Annotated in this window: 15 protein-coding genes; 2 read left to right on the top strand and 13 right to left on the bottom strand. The window is 51.8% G+C overall.

Annotated features, from left to right (window positions below; translation table 11 throughout):
• Positions 1 to 42 precede the first annotated feature (42 nt).
• Positions 43 to 1,416: an NAD(P)/FAD-dependent oxidoreductase gene (locus F8N36_RS07660; RefSeq protein WP_291332208.1), complete on the bottom strand. Its 1,374-nt coding sequence runs from the start codon at positions 1,414 to 1,416 to the stop codon at positions 43 to 45.
• Between the two features lie 382 nt (positions 1,417 to 1,798).
• Here F8N36_RS07660 and F8N36_RS07655 point away from each other — a divergent pair, with 382 nt between their 5' ends.
• Together F8N36_RS07655 and brnQ are read left to right on the top strand one after the other, a co-directional pair.
• Positions 1,799 to 2,269 (top strand): TOBE domain-containing protein, encoded by a 471-nt coding sequence (locus tag F8N36_RS07655; protein WP_366247039.1) that lies wholly within the window; start codon positions 1,799 to 1,801, stop codon positions 2,267 to 2,269.
• A gap of 269 nt (positions 2,270 to 2,538) precedes the next feature.
• Positions 2,539 to 3,840, top strand: coding sequence for a branched-chain amino acid transport system II carrier protein (gene brnQ, locus F8N36_RS07650; protein WP_291332206.1), 1,302 nt, complete (start codon positions 2,539 to 2,541; stop codon positions 3,838 to 3,840).
• 256 nt (positions 3,841 to 4,096) lie between these two features.
• Here brnQ and F8N36_RS07645 read toward each other — a convergent pair whose 3' ends face one another.
• The 12 genes from F8N36_RS07645 to F8N36_RS07590 all read right to left on the bottom strand — a co-directional run bounded on the left by F8N36_RS07645 (position 4,097) and on the right by F8N36_RS07590 (position 18,866).
• Complete coding sequence (locus tag F8N36_RS07645; protein ID WP_291332205.1) at positions 4,097 to 5,956, bottom strand: carbamoyltransferase; 1,860 nt, start codon at positions 5,954 to 5,956, stop codon at positions 4,097 to 4,099.
• A 45-nt stretch (positions 5,957 to 6,001) separates the two neighbouring features.
• The gene (locus tag F8N36_RS07640; protein WP_291332204.1) at positions 6,002 to 6,151 is read right to left on the bottom strand and encodes a DUF5989 family protein; all 150 of its coding nucleotides are present in this window, start codon (positions 6,149 to 6,151) and stop codon (positions 6,002 to 6,004) included.
• Between the two features lie 23 nt (positions 6,152 to 6,174).
• On the bottom strand, positions 6,175 to 6,543 hold the full coding sequence (locus tag F8N36_RS07635; protein ID WP_291332203.1) for an SxtJ family membrane protein: 369 nt from the start codon (positions 6,541 to 6,543) through the stop codon (positions 6,175 to 6,177).
• A 41-nt stretch (positions 6,544 to 6,584) separates the two neighbouring features.
• Positions 6,585 to 7,622: a GDSL-type esterase/lipase family protein gene (locus F8N36_RS07630; protein ID WP_291332202.1), complete on the bottom strand. Its 1,038-nt coding sequence runs from the start codon at positions 7,620 to 7,622 to the stop codon at positions 6,585 to 6,587.
• A 352-nt stretch (positions 7,623 to 7,974) separates the two neighbouring features.
• Positions 7,975 to 9,726 (bottom strand): hypothetical protein, encoded by a 1,752-nt coding sequence (locus tag F8N36_RS07625; protein ID WP_291332201.1) that lies wholly within the window; start codon positions 9,724 to 9,726, stop codon positions 7,975 to 7,977.
• 306 nt (positions 9,727 to 10,032) lie between these two features.
• Positions 10,033 to 11,652, bottom strand: coding sequence for a peptide chain release factor 3 (locus F8N36_RS07620; protein WP_291332200.1), 1,620 nt, complete (start codon positions 11,650 to 11,652; stop codon positions 10,033 to 10,035).
• Positions 11,653 to 12,021: 369 nt separating this feature from the next.
• Positions 12,022 to 12,639 carry an HD-GYP domain-containing protein gene (locus F8N36_RS07615; RefSeq protein ID WP_291332199.1) on the bottom strand — a complete coding sequence of 206 codons (618 nt, stop codon included), beginning with the start codon at positions 12,637 to 12,639 and terminating at the stop codon, positions 12,022 to 12,024.
• Between the two features lie 57 nt (positions 12,640 to 12,696).
• Positions 12,697 to 12,981 (bottom strand): hypothetical protein, encoded by a 285-nt coding sequence (locus F8N36_RS07610; protein WP_291332198.1) that lies wholly within the window; start codon positions 12,979 to 12,981, stop codon positions 12,697 to 12,699.
• Positions 12,982 to 13,085: 104 nt separating this feature from the next.
• Positions 13,086 to 14,582, bottom strand: a complete 1,497-nt coding sequence (gene glpK, locus F8N36_RS07605) for a glycerol kinase GlpK (RefSeq protein ID WP_291332197.1) — start codon at positions 14,580 to 14,582, stop codon at positions 13,086 to 13,088.
• Positions 14,583 to 14,678: 96 nt separating this feature from the next.
• On the bottom strand, positions 14,679 to 15,404 hold the full coding sequence (locus F8N36_RS07600; RefSeq protein ID WP_291332196.1) for an MIP/aquaporin family protein: 726 nt from the start codon (positions 15,402 to 15,404) through the stop codon (positions 14,679 to 14,681).
• A 423-nt stretch (positions 15,405 to 15,827) separates the two neighbouring features.
• Entirely contained in the window at positions 15,828 to 17,585 is a 1,758-nt protein-coding gene (locus F8N36_RS07595; protein WP_291332195.1) for a methyl-accepting chemotaxis protein, read from the bottom strand.
• Between the two features lie 399 nt (positions 17,586 to 17,984).
• Positions 17,985 to 18,866, bottom strand: a complete 882-nt coding sequence (locus tag F8N36_RS07590; RefSeq protein ID WP_291332194.1) for a hypothetical protein — start codon at positions 18,864 to 18,866, stop codon at positions 17,985 to 17,987.
• Positions 18,867 to 19,044 lie beyond the last annotated feature (178 nt).

Raw genomic sequence — 19,044 nt, 5'->3', positions numbered from 1 at the left:
GACGCTGACCGGGGCAAAACCGTATAAAATGGGGGTATGCAGCTAGGCGCTGACGGTTTCTCTGGGGGCTTCAAGCGCTGCGTGCAGTGCTTCATCCAGGGTGGGGTGGGCAAACATGAAGGCGTGCAGCGCCTCGCCGTGGTATTGTCCCAAGAGCAGCAACTGGGCGGCCGTAACAAGGTGCGATACTCCGTGCCCGAGCGCGGCAATGCCCGCCAGCTCACCCTTGTGCCATACCACCTTCACAAAGCCAGAGGCGTCGCCGCCAGCCTGCGCTATGGCATTGCCCATGAGCTGGGCTTTGGCAACCGTAACCTCGCCACCGCAGGCCAGAGCCTGTTTGGTGGTTATGCCCACCCGCATGATCTCGAGGCTGCCGTACACGCACGAAGGCACGGGCCCGGAAGCATACTGGGCCGTATGCGTACCAAGAATGTGTCGCGCCACATAAGAACCCTGGTGCTCCGCCGCGTGTGCCAGCAGGGTTTGCCCGTTGATGTCGCCAATGGCGTACACCGAGGGGGCAGCCATAAGGCTGTCGTTCACATCAATATACCCACGAGCCTTGAGTACGCAGCCAGCGCTCTCAGCGCCAACCCCGTCGGTATTGGGAGTTCTGCCAACGGCCACGAGGGCCTTGGCAGCCGTGAGTTCGCGGCCATCTTCAAGGGCCAGCACGGCCATGCCGTTGATGGTGGCGAGTGAGGTTGCCTTTACCCCGGTAATGCAGGTGATGCCGGTTTTGCCCAGCAGTTTGGCCATTTCCTGGCCCAGGTCGGCATCTTCCGTGGGTGCCACATGCGGGGCGGCTTCCACAATGGTCACCTTGCTGCCCATGGCATTGAAAAAGTCGGCCATTTCAAGGCCAATGGCACCAGCGCCCACCACAATCAGGCTTTCCGGCACGGCAGTTATGCGCAGCATGTCTGTGCTGTCCAGAACCGCATCGTGGTCGGGTGCCATGCCGGGAAAAGCCGCAGACCGCGAGCCGCCAGCCAGTATGATGCGATGGGCCTGCAGGGCCTGGCTGGTGCCATCTGCACAGACAACCTGCACCTCGTTGGGGCCGGTGCAGACCGCACGGCCATCAATAAGGGTAACGCCAAGCTGCTCAAGGCTTTTACCCAGAGCTTGAGACGTACCTTTGACAAAGCGCTGAATACGTTTTTGCAGGGCATCGTAATCCACCTCAATGGATCCCTTGGCCACGCGCTGGCGCTCCAGACCCCGCAAAAGCCCCTTGGGCGCAGTTGCGCCAAGCAGCAGCTTGGTGGGTATGCAGCCGCAATTAAGGCACACACCGCCCAGGTGAGTGCTCTCAACCAGAGCAACCTTTTTTCCACCACGGGCGAGTATGCCAGCGGCCTTGGCTCCGCCTGGCCCACCGCCGATAACGACGACATCAAATGTATTCATGCTTTCTCCACTATTGGCAAAGGACAAACATTTTTGCTGGCATGCCGTAGCCCGGACAGGGCGCAACTGCAAGGAGATACGGCAGCAATACTCAGACTGGCTCCCATCCGGCGTCCGGCTGGCATGGTACGGTGTCTTTGAAAAATTGTCATCTGGTGGCTGGCTGCAACGCATGCAGCTGGAAGCATTGAACGATTTGAACTACGCGCCCTCTGAATTTAATTTTTTATGCAATATCAGGTTATTATGAAAAAGGGTGAACATGTAACTGTCTATGATAAAAGTAAAAAATTGCAATTTTATCTTATGGTGTGCGTTGTTGGCTATCTGGAGAAAGAGCTAGTAGGGTTGAGTCATGCAATGCGGAGGAATACCTCCCCCCATGTGTTATGATTATCACTCCGCGAAACTACAGGAGAATAATATGGAAACCAGTGCAAGAAATGTTTTTAGCGGCAGGGTTGTTGCTGTAAACTCCGGCGCCGTGAATGATGAAGTTGAGCTTGCTGTTGATGGTGGCATTAGCATTGTTGCTTCCATCACCAAGGTGAGTACCAACAATCTTGGCCTCAAGCCCGGTGCAACCGCCATTGCGCTTATCAAGGCCAGCTTTGTGCTGCTGATGAATGACGCGGACAAGTACCTGCTCTCTACCCGCAACCAATTTGCTGGCACTGTGAGCAAGGTTACCCCCGGCGCGGTTAATGCGGAGGTTATCGTTGATCTGCCCGGCGGCGCTTCCATTGCCTCCATCGTGACCATGGGCAGCATCAAGAACCTTGGCCTTGAAGCTGGCAAAAGAGTTACCGCCATCGTCAAGGCTTCGCAGGTCATCCTGGCTGTGCCTAAATAGCTCTTTCCTGGTAGTCTGCAGGCAGCCGCATTTACTGGCATGCCGTTGTTACGGCCCAGCTGTTGCTTCACAGCTGGGCCGTTTTGTATACGTCAGTAACATTGCGATTTTGTTGAAACAGGATTGAAGAAGCAATATTGGCTGAAAAAAAATGGCACAAGAGTATGGCCTCGCGTGCCCCATTCTGTTATTTGAGGCGGCGGCTGACGCTTTGGCAGTAAGCCACGGCATACTGTAGCGCCTGACAATAAATTTATTATTGGAATCATATGAACAAAAAACTCTTGCGTGACTCGTTTATAGTTGGTGCAGCGCTGTTTTCCATGTTTTTTGGGGCTGGAAATGTGGTTTTTCCTCTCTATATCGGGCTTACAGCTGGCAATCAGTGGTTTACAGGATTTTTGTGCTACTATGCCGCAGACGTGGGCCTTGCGCTGCTGACTATCTACGCCATGCTTGCATCTGACTGCATAGACACCAAGGAAGGCCTTTTGCACAGGCTTGGTAGTGTGCCAGCAATGCTTATGATGAGTGCGATTATTCTGTGCATTGGTCCCTTGCTGGCCATTCCCCGCACCGGGGCCACGGCTTTTGCCATTTCCTTTGCGCCACTGGGCTATTCTTCTAAAGGCATATCGTTAGCCAAGATTCTGTATTCTGTAGCTTTTTTTGGCATTTCAACCATACTGGCCTACCGCGAATCAAACATGGTTGATGCCATTGCGCGCTATCTGTCGCCTATCAAGATCGGTGGTTTTATTCTGATTGTTATCGCCGCTGTGGCCTGGCCTCTGGGCGAAATCAACCCCACGGTACACGATGCCAACGTGACCTGGAACAGTATTCTGGCTGGCTACCAGACCCTTGATGTCATGGCTTCGCTGGTGTTTGGTTTTGTCATTGTGAGCGCCCTGAAAAACAAGGGCTATACCTCTGGCAGTCAGAAAGCGCTTTCTGTGGGGCTTTCAAGCCTGGTGGCCGGCGCACTGCTGTTCGTTATTTATGGGGGTCTGTGCTATCTGGGAGCCACGGGTTCTGGCCTGTACCCCGCAGATACAGAAAAAGGCGCGCTGGCGGCCTATCTGGTGGGCGGGCTGTTTGGCCGCGCCAGCAACGTGGTGCTAGCCGTGGTGATGAGTGTTTCGTGCATGGCAACGGCCGTGGGGCTGATTGGCACCACGGGCACCTTTATTTCGCAATTCAGCAAAGGGCGTGTGAGCTACAAGTGCGTGGCCGTTTGCACCGGGCTTTTCAGCATGGTGGTTTCAAACGTGGGACTGGACAGTATCATTGCCTTTGCCGCGCCCATACTCACGTTTTTGTACCCCGGCACACTTGTGGTTATTGTTCTTTCACTTTTTGACAAGCACATAGGCAACGACAATGTCTTTCGCTTTGCCACAGGCGGTGCTCTCTTGTGCAGCGGCATAAGTGTACTGGAAGGATTTGGGCTGCCCATCAAGCTGACCGCCTACCTGCCTTTTGAGGCAGTGGGGCTTGGCTGGATTGTTCCCGCCTGCATATTCGGGCTTGTGGGCTGCCTTGTGCGACAGAGAAGGCAGCAGATCTAAAGAGTATCTCGCTTGCCCTGACGTATTGCTGCAGAATTTATCGGGCGGGCATCGGTTTGTTCCGGTGCTCGCCTTTCCTATTTTGCGCAGGTCTTGTCCGCAATGTTATTTTTGCCAAATCAGGTGCAGCCAATCATGCGGAACTGCTACCAAAATTGAACCATATTGCCTTGTTGCAAAACATATAAATTCAGGGCGAAACTCTTGCAACAGAGTTTCGCCCTGAATTTATAGTATGGCTTGTATGCGGTGTGTGTTAGTCGAGGGTGAAAATGGACTTGAAGTCTACATTTTCCTGCCACTCAGGCTGGTCACGTTTGTCAAAAACAATGTCGCCCAATACAAGAAAGTCCATTTCAGTACGCATAAAACAGGTGTATGCGTCAAGCGGCGTGCACACAATAGGTTCGCCGCGTACGTTAAAGCTGGTGTTTACCACCATGGGGCATCCCTGTTCGCGCCTGAAGGTATCAATCAGCCCCCAGTAGCGGGGATTTGTGCTGCGCGAGACGCTTTGAATACGGGCAGAACCGTCCACATGCGTGATTGCCGGTACCGTAGAGCGTTGCAGGTACAGGCGGTCGTAAAGTGGCAGTTCACGCACATTGTCCGGCAGCGGTATGCGGTGTTTTTGCGCCACCGGGGCACACACCAGCATGTAGGGCGACGTGGGCTCAAGATCAAACCATTCCGCACAGTATTCTTCAAGCACCGAAGGGGCGAAGGGACGGAATCCTTCACGGAACTTGATCTTGAGGTTCAGTTTTTTCTGCATTTCTGGCCGCCTGGGATCGCCAAGAATGGATCTGTCGCCAAGGGCACGGGGACCGTATTCCATGCGCCCCTGAAACCAGCCAACCACCGCGCCGTCTGCAAGGTGCTGCGCAACAGTAGAGTACAGCACATCTGTGCTGGCGTATTCCTTGTGGGGCGCATTGAACCTGCGCACCACGCGCATGATATCGTTGCGCGAAAACTCTGGTCCCAGGTATGCCCCCTGCATGGCGTCAACGCCATTAGGGGAGGGGCGCTCATTGCCCGCCCAGATGTGCCATGCGGCATACGCTGCGCCCAATGCGCCGCCAGAGTCGCCCGATGCGGGCTGAATCCACACATTCTTGAAAATGCCCTTGCGTATGAGCAGGCCGTTGGCCACGCAGTTAAGGGCCACGCCACCAGCCATGACAAGGTTTTCGCAGCCGGTCAGCTCGCGCGCGGTGCGGGCAAGCCTGAGCACGATTTCTTCTGTCACCTGCTGGATGGCAAGCGCGAGAGCCATATATTCCTGGCCGATTTCGCTTTCCGCATCGCGCGGTGGTATGCCCAGAAGCTTTTCCCACTTGGCGCGCTTGTACATGCGTAGGCCCGTTGCATAATCAAAGTAGTCCATGTTCAGCAGCAGGGAGCCGTCTTCACGAATGTCCACCAGCGTATCGCAAATGGCCTTTTTAAGCCTTGCCACAAGCTCAAGGTCGCCGTCGCCGTAGGGCGCAAGCCCCATTAGCTTGTATTCGCCCGAATTGACCTTAAAACCGCAGTATGCCGTAAAGGCCGTGTACAGCAGTCCCAGTGAATGGGGAAACTGCTGTTCTTTGAGGATGCGTATCTGGGCGTTTTCACCCATGCCGATGGTGGTGGTTGCCCATTCTCCCACACCATCGATGGTCAGAATGGCCGCCCTGTCAAAAGGCGAGGGATAAAAGGCACTGGCCGCATGAGAAAGGTGGTGCTCTGGAAAAAGCACCTTGGGTGAGCCGGGGCCAAGCTTTGCAATGGCATCGCGCAGCATGCCGCGCATGAACAGTTTTTCCTTGATCCAGACCGGTATGGCAGAAAGAAAACTGCGCAGCCCGGAAGGGGCAAAGCCATTGTATGTTTCGAGCAGACGTTCAAATTTGAGGTAGGGCTTGTCGTAAAAAGCGACAGCCTCCAGATCAGCAATATTCAGCCCGCCCTCGCGCAGAACATAGGCCGCCGCGTTACGCGGAAAGCCTGAATCGTGCTTGATGCGCGAAAACCTTTCTTCATGAGCGGCGGCCACAATTTTGCCGTCAACAAACAATACGGCGGCAGAATCGTGGTAATAAGCAGATATGCCAAGAATGGCCATGGGCATTAAAGACTCCGTGTATTGCAGGCGCGGCGCGCCAAGCGTGCGTGATTAGAAAACTGAATAAATAAAGGGTGCTATCGCCGAGCCGCTGGTCATCACCACAAGTACGCCAAAAAGCAGCAGAACGATAACAAGAGGGAGCAGCCAGAATTTTTTGCGCTGCATAAAAAATTGCAGCAGGTCTTTAAGAAAATCCATAAATATCTCCTGTGGAACGCACCCTAAAATGGATGTTCCAGATCTTTTGCTTCGACAAGATAGTCACGAGTTACAAAGGTGGAATCCGTGCCTTTTTTCCAGGCCTTGCGGCGCATGGGATCGTGTCCGAACAGACGCATGACCAGCGCGATGGGCGTTACAATAACCGCAAAGATTATGCTCAACACAACGCGCGACATAACGGAGCCCAGCAGCAAGGAAATGCCAAGCCAAAGCATTGCAAGTGGCTTGTACGCGCGAGGCCACACCATGCCAAGCAGCAACAGCACGATGGCAAGGGGCAACAGAGCAAGCGAGCGGATATACGTAATCACCAGCAGACATATAAGGGTCATGGCCATGGCGGTATCGGCACATTCCTTGTCGTTCACGGAAGCAGGTAAAAAACCAAAATAAAGTTTGCGTTCTTGCATCAGTTACCTTTTGCAGCGGGGGCAGATTGCAGCGCGGCTCGCACGTAGGGTTCCAGAATATCGGCGGCAACGGCGTTGCCAAACGCATTCCAGTGCTTGTCGCAACTAAAGTACAGATCAGGGTATTTAACGCCTCTGGCTACCATGGCGGGCATAAGGTCCACATAGGTTGCGCCTGTGCGGTTTGCCAGCTCTCGCAGTTTCTGAGCCAGGGGTGGCTCCTTGCCGTCGTAGTGTTCAAAATCCTGATAGGCTGGAATGGTGAACAAAATAACCTTGCGTTTGCCCGCTTCGGCTACAAGTTGTTCAAGCGAGTAGCGCATGATGTTCCATTCATTATCTGGAACTGCATAATACATGGAGCTTCCGGAAGGGTCACTTGTTTTTTCCGGTGCCCATCGCGGCACAAGTTTCATGTTGTCGATCTTGAAGTCGTGCAGGTAAATTGCCACACGGTACAGGCAGCTCCATTCCAGCACCGTGAGTTGCAGACTCTTGCCAAAAGCCTGCAGGCGCGTGGGGTTTGGCAACGTATTTACAGGATAAAAGAGTTTGTAACTCGGGTACTCGCCCACGAGAAAAGGTCTATAATCGTCTGTATCCTGAGTATGGTAAAATTCGAGGCTGTTGTCCTCAAAATCGTTGCGGGGCAAAATACCCAGCATGACAACATCGTGCCGGAAATTTTTTACCATATACTTGTATTGAAGCCATTCCTGAATGGTGCCAAAGCCACCAGAAGTGCCAAAGTTCAGCACTTCCTTGCCTGTTTTGACTTCCAAGAGGTTTGACAGCCTGTTTTCAGCCTTGTTGCCCCAGCCTTCTATAAAGGAGTCACCCAGAATTACAACGCGTTGCTGATCTGCGTCCCTGGTGCGTTCCTTGTCGCGCATGCCGTAGGCGTTGGAGACGTAGGTTTCTGTGAAGCACGCCTTTTTATGTAAATATGTGGACGATGGATGATGCCATACACCAAAATGCTCGTCACTGAATGTCCAGAACTTACTGTTGACATTTACAAAGCTGTAGGAAGGCATCTGGATATTTGTATTTACATATTTTATGTAAAAAAAGGACGCCACCTCAAGCATGGCAATACTTATAATCAAATAAATCAGAATTTTTTTCAACATAACAAATTCATGTCGCACTTTATGCGTCGTGTATAATTTCTTGGCACATACTCAATCTCAAAAGAGAGAGAGGGGGTGTTACACACCTTATATGTGCATGGATGGCATTCCACACAAGTAGAATGTCACAGCAGGGTAATAGAAGCAATGTCTTTCACGTTGCATAACCGTAGAATACAGAACATTGCGAATGAATGCCTCCCACAAAACAGAGATAAAGCTTTGGGGAGGCTCAACATTAGTATCCATATTGGGTTCAGCGAATTGCATCCTCAAAATATGGAAACAATGTTTCAGCGGCCCAAATATGCCCCTGGGTATTCCAGTGTCCGTCATGGCTGAAATTTGCTTCAGAAGGTAGGTGCCCCGAATTGAGTATTGTGTCGCATTGATCGAAATGCTGGATGCGATATTTATCGAAAATTTGAACAAACCGTTCACGTATGAGTGAATCCTTTTGGCAGTACATGCTCGTAGAATGAGATAATAATGCTACCAATTTAAAACCATCTGCCTCTGCACGGTGTTTCCATTCCGAAATTGCAAAATCAGTTCTTGCAATGCCATCAATTGTAAGTGGTGACATGTCCTTTTTGTCAAACTGATAATCTAGATTCATTAAATCAACACCATCTTCATCTTTAACTAGGTCATGATACTTTTTGTTTTGTTTCAGAAAGTTCAATCTTTGACCAATAATGTTGTCATTGGCATATTCTCCTGAGAATATGCCAATATTTAGATGATAGTTAAGCTGCAAGGATATTGAAACATATTTATACAGCATGCTGTACTTGAAGAGCCCTTTGCGAATTTTGGCAAACAGGGTGGTCGCAGGGGTTGTTGTACTGGCAGGCAAAAGGTATCCAGCGTAATCTAACTGCGGTTCAAGTATGAAAAATTTTCCATCTGGGTCTTTTTGCACCGTGGGGCGGGGGTTGTGTTCTGGATCCCATCCATTTCTCAACGCAACATGAACAGGACAATTGTCCGAAAAGTCATTGCTGACAATCACGAGCACAACATAATCCGGCCTAAACTCTTTTGCAAAAAAATCATAGTACGGCAGTTGGTTGACCTGCCCAGTACCTGAATAGCCATATGCTGCCGCAGTAAATTTGTACTTGCTGTTTTTACTATTCAGCCATTTTTCTAGTATAACATGGCTTTTTTGATTGTTATGAACCTGCAAAGATTCAACAAAGCTGTCGCCAATAAATGCAATGCGCACTTCGTTGGGTTGTTTTTTTGAAACGGGGGGCTCGCGATCAACAAAGCCAAGAGAATTTACTTGTTCTGTAACAGAAAAATCTGTGTAGTTTGTCCAATGCACTGTAGAATTTGGAGTGTAGATATTTCCAATTTGCGGAACAGTTTCAAGTAATGTTGATGAATTTTTAATTCCCTTGACCATCCGGAGATATATTTCACCAGCCGCACAAACAATAATGATCAATCCCAAAAAAAATGTAAAATTTAAGATAGATATGCGAAAAAAAGAATATCTCATCAGAAAGGGCAAATAGCTGAACGCCAATATTCCACCAGAAACAAAGCTCAGTAGTGTTATCCACCAGCGAAGTCCCAGGCTGACCTTTATGGTATACGTGCGGCCATTAGCTCTGGGGTCAGTATTATCGGAGGAACTAAAGTACAGAGCTCCGCCCCAGTGTGAATACGCACCAGTGCCTTTGGAACGAATATCACTATGTGTACTATGTGCAGGGCCAAGCTGTGTACCGTTTTCAAAAAGCAAGAGGTTTGATTCTTGTGGCGAAGACTCGGAATCTCCATTTTCCAATGTCCATACCGGGTTTCGCCAGTATATATAGCGAGACAGCGGTGAAATATAGGCATTATTCTGTTTGTCTGACGGTGCTGGGATAGGACCTTCATAGGTGGGATTAAAAAAGTGCAATACTACTGAAATTAACAAGACAGCTGTCGACAAAAATCTTATTTTTCGGAGGGTTGAAAAAGAACTCAATTTATTTTTAATGCTTAGCACGATACAATCCTTGTTATTAACTGTTAGAAAGAAAAACAGTGGTAACAATATAAAGTATTTAATTAAAATTGCAGTCATATGACAAAATATACGGACTGTTTTTCTATCATAAGGGCGGAAGAAGAAGATCAAAAAACATTTCTTTTTCTTGTAATCATACCGTATTTTTTATTTTTTGGCAAGAGATTGGTCGTTTGTAGCATATGGGTACGTGGGCTGCACTAGCATATAAAAAACACGCACTATCCCTCTGTCGTTCAGAGCGGCAGTGCGTGTTTGTTTAGCTCAGGAATATGGCAGCGTTTACTATCTGATTTCGCGCGTAGTGTGGAAGGTGATTTGCGGCCATTCTTCAATGATACGCGAAAGCTTCCATTCGCTGGTAGAAAGTATGGCCAGGCATTCGTCGCCATCATACGCGAGGCTTGACTGCTGGTCAGACTTGAATGACTCAAGGGCGGCCCGGTCGTTTGAGGTTATCCATCGGGCAGCCGAAATAGGCGAGGGTTCGTACACCGCGGTAACGCCATACTCTGCCTTGAGGCGGGCAATGATGACATCAAACTGCAGCACACCCACTGCGCCAAGAATATGTGAGCTGTCCATGATGGGTCGAAAAACTTGAATGGCACCTTCTTCGGCCAGTTGCTTGAGGCCCTTGGCCAGCTGTTTTGAACGCAGCGGGTCGGCCAGCTGCACACGGCGGAAATGCTCGGGCGAAAAATTGGGGATGCCCGTAAACTTGAGCGGTTCTGAAGTGGTGAGCGTGTCGCCGATCTTGAGCGTGCCGTGGTTGTGCAGGCCGATAATGTCGCCGGGCCACGCATCTTCCACACCTTCACGATCCTGGGCCATAAAGGTGATGGCGCGCGAAAGCTGCACTTCCTTGCCGATGCGGTGGTGTTTGACCTTCATGCCGCGCTCAAACCTGCCGGAACAGATGCGCATGAAAGCTATTCTGTCGCGGTGGGCCGGGTCCATGTTGGCCTGAATCTTGAAAACCACGCCGGAAAAGTCTTCTTCAAGCGGATTAACAAGCCGTTCGCCCGTGGCGCATTCGGCCACTCGGGGAATCGGGCCGGGTGCAAGACGCACAAGGGTATCAAGCAGCTCCTGTACGCCAAAGTTGTTGACGGCGCTGCCAAAAAATACCGGGGTCTGCTTGCCCTTGAGGTACATTTCCTTGTCAAAGGGATAGCCAGCGCCCTCCAGCAGGTCGATTTCAGTGCGCAGCTGCTCGGCAGCATCTTCACCAATAAGTTCTGCAAGCTGGGGGTCGTTAAGGCCGTTGATGGTCAGGGCTTCCTTGGGACGCGAGGACTTTTTGCCGTCTTCAGCAAAAAAGCGGATCGCCTGACGCTCGATGTCGTACACCCCCTGAAAGCTCTTGCCCATGCCGATGGGCCAGGTCATGGGGGCAGCCTGAATACCCAGAGTCTGCTCGATATCACTCAGCAGGTCAAAGGCGTCGCGGCCTTCGCGGTCAAGCTTGTTGATAAAGGTGAGAATGGGCGTGTCGCGCATGCGGCACACTTCCATGAGCTTGCGGGTCTGCGTTTCAACACCCTTGACCGAGTCGATGACCATAAGGGCAGAGTCCACCGCCGTGAGCACGCGGTAGGTGTCTTCTGAAAAGTCCTGGTGACCGGGTGTATCAAGCAGATTGATGATATGGTCGGCGTAGGTGAACTTCATCACCGATGAGGAAACGGAGATGCCGCGCTCGCGCTCCACTTCCATCCAGTCGGACGTGGCGTGGCGCTGGGCCTTTTTGGCCTTGACCGCACCGGCCATCTGAATGGCCCCACCGAACAGCAGCAGCTTTTCGGTAAGGGTTGTTTTACCTGCGTCAGGGTGCGAAATAATGCCGAAAGTGCGGCGTCTGAGCGCTTCACGGCTTATGGCCGACGATATGTTTGTTTGCATAAGAACTGCCTGAAATTCAGAGGTCTGGTGTGAGCGGCAAGCACCATTCGGCTGACGAAGTGCAAGAGCCGACGAAAGGCAGAAGTGCTGGCTGGCCCGCTATCGGCGCGCCACATGCGGCCTGCGCGATCTTGGGCGCGCAGTGGACAGCAGGTTGGAGCGAAGAGCGTAATCGGGGAAAGGCATGCCGAGCATTTGCCAAAACGATAAAATAACCTGTTGTCGTATGGCAGTCAAACAATTTGGGTATGTCTCAGGCTCGCCTATTGGGGAGCATAAAGACAGCCCGGGCACGCCGGGGCACGGCGTTTCATGCCCAGGCGTATGCCGGTGTTGCTTGTAGGAGAAGTACGGTTTTACGAAGGGGAATTATTCAATGCGCAGCATGGCAACAAGGTCGCGCAGGCGATCCCTAACACGTGCGAATGCCGCCACAACCTTGGGGTCAAACTGGCTGCCCGTGCCGTGGGCTATTTCGCGGCAGGCTTCATCAAATGTTTTTGCTGCGCGGTAGGGCCGCGACTGCAGCATGGCCGAAAGGCTGTCTGCCACAGCAATGATTCTCGCGCCAAGCGGAATATGCCCACCAGCAAGCCCCTGGGGGTAACCACTACCGTCAAAGCGTTCGTGATGCGCCCGAACCATATCCACAATGCCACATTCTCGCAGGCAGGCGATGGGAGCCAAAATGTCTGCGCCGATATCCGGGTGCCTGCGAATTGCCAGCCACTCTTTTGGCGTTAGGGTAGTGGTTTTGGCCAGTATTTCATCCGGCACGCCAATTTTGCCAAGATCGTGCAAATGCCCTGCCACGTGGATAAGGTCTGCCATCTGGTGACCAAGGCCCATGGAGAGGGCCAGAGTTTGGGATATGACAGCTACTTCTTCTGAGTGAGCCAGTGTATAGGTGTCTTTTGCGTCAATCGCCTTGCCCAGTGATTCAGCGAGCTGATGGATTATTTCGGTAACCGCACTGGCGCAGGGCATGGTCCGGTTCTGGCGATGAGCATTTTCGGCAAGGCTTAGGCTTGAATTGCACAGCATTTACATGTCCTTACTGCCATCGGCCAGAGTACCGGCATGGCGCAGATTTTTAGGCACAGAATTGACAGGTGATTCGTGAAAACACGGATTATCAGATTTGAAAGTTAATTTCAATATCAAATATGCCGTTTTGCCATGGGAGACAGGTAGCTGTTTTTCTGGCAGGCACTGCTGCACACATATATCGTAATGTGCTGTAATCAATGACGCAGGTGATGGGGTAAAACTTTGCAACGGGTAGACAGATTGCGTCAGTAACAGTGGCATTTTTAAACCATCAGCCAAGATATTCGGCCTAATCCGTCACTCAGACGCAAAAAAGGGCCACCCAACGGGCGGCCCTTTTTTGTTGAAATGGGCAGAGCTAATGCGCTACCTGAAGGGAAACGTTACTCCTCAATCCAGTTTCTGGCACGTTCAACGGCGCGATGCCACTGGTGCAGCAGTTCCTGCCGGCGGTCTTCGGGCATGTTGGGCTCAAAGCGGCGGTCAAGCTTCCATTGGGCGCAGAGCTGTTCTTCGCTTTCCCAGAAGCCCACCGCAAGGCCTGCAAGGTAAGCAGCGCCCAGCGCGGTTGTTTCCGTAACGATGGGGCGTTCAACCACAACGCCGGTAAGGTTGGCCTGGCACTGCATGAGCATGTTGTTGCGGCTTGCGCCGCCGTCCACGCGCAGGGTGGTAAGGGGAACGCCCGCATCCTTCTGCATTGCATCCATGATATCAAGGGTTTGCAGGGCGATGGATTCGATGGCGGCCCTGGCTATGTGCCCTCGGTTGGTGCCACGGGTTATACCCACCATTGTGCCACGCGCGTACTGGTCCCAATAGGGGGCACCCATGCCCACAAAGGCGGGCACAAGGTACACGCCGCCGTTGTCGGGTACAGTGATGGCGAGGCTCTCCATTTCGGAAGAATCGCGAATAAAGCCAAGGCCGTCACGCAGCCACTGCACAACCGCACCACCCACAAAAACGCTGCCTTCCAGGGCATAGTAGCGGCCTTTGGGGGTTTCCCATGCCACGGTGGTAAGCATGTTGTTTTTGCTTTCGCGGGGCTTGGTGCCAGTATTGAGCAGCAGGAAGCAACCCGTGCCGTAGGTGTTCTTGGCCATGCCCTCGGTCATGCAGGCGTTGCCGTAGGTGGCTGCCTGCTGGTCGCCCGCCACACCGGCAATGGGCACAGCCTGTCCGAAAAATTCGGGGTGCGTCTGTGCCATAACGCTGGAAGAAGGCGCAACTTCGGGCAGCATGGCGCGCGGCACGCCCATGATTTCGAGCAGTTCATCATCCCACTGGCCGGTGTGAATGTTGAAAAGCAGGGTACGGCTGGCGTTGGAGGGGTCAGTTACGTGCGAACCACGCTTGCTGAAGTTCCAGATAAGCCATGTGTCGATAGTGCCAAAAAGCAGCTCGCCCGCTTCGGCCTTGGCACGCGCCCCAGGCACGTTGTCGAGTATCCAGCGAACCTTGGTGCCAGAAAAATAGGCATCAAGCACAAGGCCAGTCTTCTGGCGAATTACCTCGGCTTTGCCCTCTGCACGCAGTTGGTCGCAAAAACCTGCCGTACGGCGATCCTGCCACACAATGGCGTTGTACACGGGGGCGCCGGTGGCCTTGTCCCACACAACGGTGGTTTCGCGCTGGTTGGTGATGCCCACGGCGGCCAGTTCGTTGCCCTGAGCATTGGCATGCTTCAGGCATTCCTTGGCAACGTGCGACTGGGTGTCAAAGATTTCGTTGGGGTTGTGCTCAACCCAGCCCGGCTGGGGAAATATCTGGGTGAATTCGCGCTGGGATACCTGCACGATATTGGCATCGCGGTCAAAAAGAATGGCACGGGAGCTGGTGGTGCCCTGGTCGAGCGAGAGTATGTATTTCTGAGCCATAAATTCCTCCGAAAGCATGGTTGGTGCTTGTAGGCGCCCGGGCGTGGCCTGTGACCGTCTGCCCGGCAAAAGCACGGAGTTGCTCAAATTACGATATTAGATCAGGCCGACGGCCTTGCCCACAACATAGGCAAGAGCACCGCCCACCATGGGAGCGCAAACGGGAACCCATGCGTAGGCCCAGTCAGAAGAGCCCTTGCCAGCGATGGGCAATACGGCGTGGGCAATGCGGGGGCCAAGGTCACGGGCAGGATTGATAGCATAACCGGTGGGGCCACCAAGGCTGAGGCCCAGCGCCCACACAAGAATACCAACAAGATAGGGGCCAAAACCGGCAGGCAGGGCGCCGTTGTTCTTGTGGAAAATGGCAAAAATTGCAAACAGCAGCATGAACGTGCCGATGACTTCGCACAGGAAGTTCTGGGGATAGCTGCGTATGGCAGGGCCAGTGCTGAACACGGCAAGCTTGAGGCCAGGATCTTCGGTGGGGGCCCAGTGGGGCAGGTAGGCAAGCCAGACAATGGTTGCACCGGTGAAGGCCCCGGCAACCTGTGCCAGCATGGTGGCGATGGCCTGGGCGGTACCGTAGGTGCCGAGCATTGTTTTAGCCAAGGTTACCGCAGGATTAAGGTCAGCCTGCGGGGCGCCCAATGCAACAGCGGTGAATACACCAAGAATAACACCAAAGGCCCAGCCAGCGGTAATGACAATCCAGCCGCCGCCATTGCCTTTTGAATCTTTGAGCAAAACGCAGGCAACAACGCCAGCACCAAAGGTTATCAGCATCATAGTACCAAAAAATTCACCAAGAAGATTTGTCATTGGCAGATCCTTCACAAGTTAATGATATGCTTGCGAGCCGTAGCTTACTACATCCAGTTTCCATATCTTGCTTGTTTATGAATGGGGGGACTGCTTGGCGCAAAATTCCTTTCTGCTTGGGTGCTGATGGCTCATTAGTGTTTTGTGATTTTTTTGCTAGCGTGAATATCCGATTCTGGCCGAGCCGGAGCACCACAATTGGTTATAAGTTGTATGGAATACTAATCCTATAATCGATATATAAAGAGATGCAAAAAAGATTGCAAGAGGATTGACAATGTTACAAACGGTAAATGTAATCATTAGTGTTGCATAAAAAACAACTTGTGCAGCCTTTATCTGGCAAAACAACATGAAAAAAGGCCGCCTCAAAGGGCGGCCCAATACTTGACAGGCGCAGCCATGTTTGCCGTAGCACTGGCGTCAGCCGTGATTTTTCATTTCATTTATGAGTTGTTGCAGCGTGGAGGATTGCCGCGTTAGAGCATTTACTGCCTGAGCGGCGTTTTCCATGGCCTGCGCTGTCTGGGATGAAATGGTGGCAACCTGTTCCACAGACCTGTTGATTTCTTCACTTGTTGCCGACTGCTGTTCGCTTGCGGCGGCTATGGCCTGAATCTGGTCGTTCACGTGCTCCACGTATTCAAGAATCTGGCGCAAGGCTTCGCCCGACCGGACAGACAGGCTGGTGGTTTGTTCAATAGCCGCGCCCACATCCTCGACGCTGTCGATGTTTTTGCGCGTTCCCTGCTGGATGCCGCTTATGGCTTCGCCCACTTCGCGGGTTGCTGTCATGGTTTTTTCTGCAAGCTTGCGCACTTCGTCTGCTACAACTGCAAAGCCTCGGCCAGCATCGCCAGCCCGTGCCGCCTCAATGGCAGCATTGAGGGCAAGCAGGTTTGTCTGGTCAGCTATGTCGGCAATGACATTCATGATCTGGCCGATGGCTTCTGCCTGTTTGCCCAGTGCTCCCATATCCTGCTTGATTGCCAGCGATTTTGTGTGAATGGACTTGATACCCTCGACCGCGCCGGTAACAATCTGTACGCCTTCAAGGGTCTGCTTTTGGGCGTTACCCGACACATCGGCTGCAAGCTGGGCGTTTTTGGCAACCTCCAGCACTGTGGCGTTCATTTCTTCCATGGCTGTGGCTGTTTCGTGGATGCGGTTTGCCTGCTCATCCGCGCCACGGCTGGACTGGGAAATCTGGGTTGCAAGCTGCTCGGAAGCAGTGGAGATTACTTCAACAGCCGCATCCAGTTGCCTGGCTGCCTGTATCATTCCTTCAACTTTTGCTTTTTCGGCCATATGCTTTGCTTCAGTGGCTTCGGCCATGGCCTTGTGAGCGGCTTCTGCCTGTTCCACAGCTTCGGCCTGACGCGCTGTAGCCAGGGTAAAGCTCTCTTTCAGTTTATCGCGCATTTCACGCATGGCGGCAAACAGCCCGCAATTCTTGCGGCTGCCGTGCAGGGTCATGTCAACCTCAAGGTCACCACTCGAAATTTTACGGGCAACTTCTGCCACGTCTGAAGGCTCTGCACCAAGCTGGGCCATGAACGCGCGTATTGTAAAAAATGCGCCAGCTGAACCCGTAATTATGGAAATTGCCGTCAGCAGCCATTGCATCATCAGGCTTGTGGCCAGCTCGGCCTTCAAGGTACCCAGATTGCTTTTTGTCGCGTTCATCTGTTCATTGATGAATGGGTCCAGAGCGTCTGTGAGCGATTCTGTCGCCTTGTCAAAATCGTCCATGAGCTCATTGCCAGCTTCTATGCCCTGATTGATGTAGGTATCGGCCATTTTGCGGCCAAGGGCATACATTTCGTCAAAGGATTTTACTGTTGCCGCAAGGCGCTCAAGGGCTTTCTTGTCGTTTTCGCTGGAGAATTTGTTTTTGAATCTGGCGGCATGCGCGTGAAAAGTATCTGCTGATTCCTGCGCATCCTTGTAGCCATCGGTATTGTGCGTGGCAGACACGTCCGAGAGAAACTGCTGCACCTGCACGGTCTGCAGTTTCATGTCTGCTGCAATCAGGGCCATGGGCAGACTTTCCTGATTGGTAATGTCGGCAAGCATATCTGCCTCATTCAGATAGTGGCGCATGACCAGGGTGCTGAGCAGCATGAGAAAGAATATGGAACCAAAACCCAGCCAAAGCCGGGTTGCAACTTTAAACTGCATTGTGCGCCTCCCTGGAGGGGGTGGGTTGAACATGTGGGGCAGTAAAATCGCAGAAAGCCGACGTATCAGTTTATCTGTTCAGATGCCTGTCTGTCAGACCATGGAAGCGAATGCTGCCGCAAAAAGCCTAAAATATTACATGCGGCTGTGCGGTAAGGCTTCGGCCAGTCGATGAGCAAAGCTGAGCGGATTACTTGTATTCACCGTAATGTGACTTCAGGCTTGTGTCCATATGCTGTGGGCAGATTTATGGCATAAGGTAGAAAAGCTGTTTTTTAACAAGCTCAATAAAACCGGGAAATCAAGGATACAAAGGAACAGCCGAGCCAGGCAGGGGGGCAGGCCGAAGGATTTTCAGCCCCAAATCACATCTGTATCTGCAACACATCGCCGCTCAGGCTATGCTCCGGAATCAAAATCGCATTCGTTGTTCTCAATGCGGCAATACTGGTCAATAAAACTGGCAAGTCGCACGGATCCTGTGTTGGATATTTCAGTCCAGTTCAGATTGAACAGCGTACTATGCAGCTCAAGTTCGTGTGTAAATTGCATGCGCAGCTTCAGCATGTTGCTCATACTACTGCTTGTGACGCCAATTTTTTTGCCCAGAAAAATGTAGGCGTCGTTCATCATGTCTGATCTGTCCGAAAGAATGTAGAGCATCAAATGGGTATCTGCAGAAAGGCTTTTCAGCTCGGCCTCTTCGGGTAACAGGACGCAGGCCCCGGCTGCGGAGATGTTTATGATCTGGGTTTTGCCAGCAGAGCTGTGATAGTGCTGCTGTATAAGATTTTTGAGGTCAAGTTTGTCCTCTGGTACGGCGTCAAGACGTATGATGCCCGATACTCTCGAGTATTCCTGCTGCCATTCAATGCGCCTGTCGCGTCGCATGCGGCGTTCCACGCTTTTGGCGGCAAAGCGCAGGTGCATGGCGCTGATGTTGCCTTCACGGTCTTTTTTGACATCAAGAATTTTGCCCGTTCCAAGGTAGCCCAGACGCATACGTTGCGGGAAATTTTTATCCAGACAAAAAAAGTATTCAAATTCATTGAGGTATATTTTGCAGGGGCGTGAAAGAACTTCCTGTTCAACGATCGTGACAAATGCTTCACGACCTTCAACGCTCTTGATATGGCCATAGCACATTATATCTTTCAGTTTACCCTGGTGCAGCATGCAGCCGGTAACCTTTATAAGCGACTTTGCATTGCGAGCAGCTGCGTATATTTCGTAATTATTCGATTTTGGTACATAGCTGTAATTTTCTGTTTGGGAAGACATGCAGATCCTCTCAATAAGGCAACAAGAAGAATTCTATTTGCTCAAACTGACAATTGTAAAAATGTGATTCCTAACAGGGTGTAGTAATGACCTGATTTTGCACAACTTCATAACCGACCTTATTACAAGACTATTGTGAATACTTCAACTGGTTATCATTAAGCAACATGATACTTTT

The sequence above is a fragment of the Desulfovibrio sp. genome, assembly GCF_009712225.1.
In the GTDB taxonomy this organism is placed as follows: domain Bacteria; phylum Desulfobacterota; class Desulfovibrionia; order Desulfovibrionales; family Desulfovibrionaceae; genus Desulfovibrio.
This window is presented reverse-complemented; position numbering and strand designations above follow the sequence as displayed.

What these genes read in the sequence shown, in the direction of transcription:
- F8N36_RS07660 (WP_291332208.1), bottom strand. Translation starts at nt 1,416, where the DNA reads ATGAATACATTTGATGTCGTCGTTATCGGCGGTGGGCCAGGCGGAGCC.
- F8N36_RS07645 (WP_291332205.1), bottom strand. Translation starts at nt 5,956, where the DNA reads ATGCCCATGGCCATTCTTGGCATATCTGCTTATTACCACGATTCTGCC.
- glpK (WP_291332197.1), bottom strand. Translation starts at nt 14,582, where the DNA reads ATGGCTCAGAAATACATACTCTCGCTCGACCAGGGCACCACCAGCTCC.
- brnQ (WP_291332206.1), top strand. Translation starts at nt 2,539, where the DNA reads ATGAACAAAAAACTCTTGCGTGACTCGTTTATAGTTGGTGCAGCGCTG.
- F8N36_RS07590 (WP_291332194.1), bottom strand. Translation starts at nt 18,866, where the DNA reads ATGTCTTCCCAAACAGAAAATTACAGCTATGTACCAAAATCGAATAAT.
- F8N36_RS07615 (WP_291332199.1), bottom strand. Translation starts at nt 12,639, where the DNA reads ATGCCCTGCGCCAGTGCGGTTACCGAAATAATCCATCAGCTCGCTGAA.
- F8N36_RS07640 (WP_291332204.1), bottom strand. Translation starts at nt 6,151, where the DNA reads ATGGATTTTCTTAAAGACCTGCTGCAATTTTTTATGCAGCGCAAAAAA.
- F8N36_RS07595 (WP_291332195.1), bottom strand. Translation starts at nt 17,585, where the DNA reads ATGCAGTTTAAAGTTGCAACCCGGCTTTGGCTGGGTTTTGGTTCCATA.
- F8N36_RS07600 (WP_291332196.1), bottom strand. Translation starts at nt 15,404, where the DNA reads ATGACAAATCTTCTTGGTGAATTTTTTGGTACTATGATGCTGATAACC.
- F8N36_RS07655 (WP_366247039.1), top strand. Translation starts at nt 1,799, where the DNA reads ATGTGTTATGATTATCACTCCGCGAAACTACAGGAGAATAATATGGAA.
- F8N36_RS07630 (WP_291332202.1), bottom strand. Translation starts at nt 7,622, where the DNA reads ATGCCTTCCTACAGCTTTGTAAATGTCAACAGTAAGTTCTGGACATTC.
- F8N36_RS07620 (WP_291332200.1), bottom strand. Translation starts at nt 11,652, where the DNA reads ATGCAAACAAACATATCGTCGGCCATAAGCCGTGAAGCGCTCAGACGC.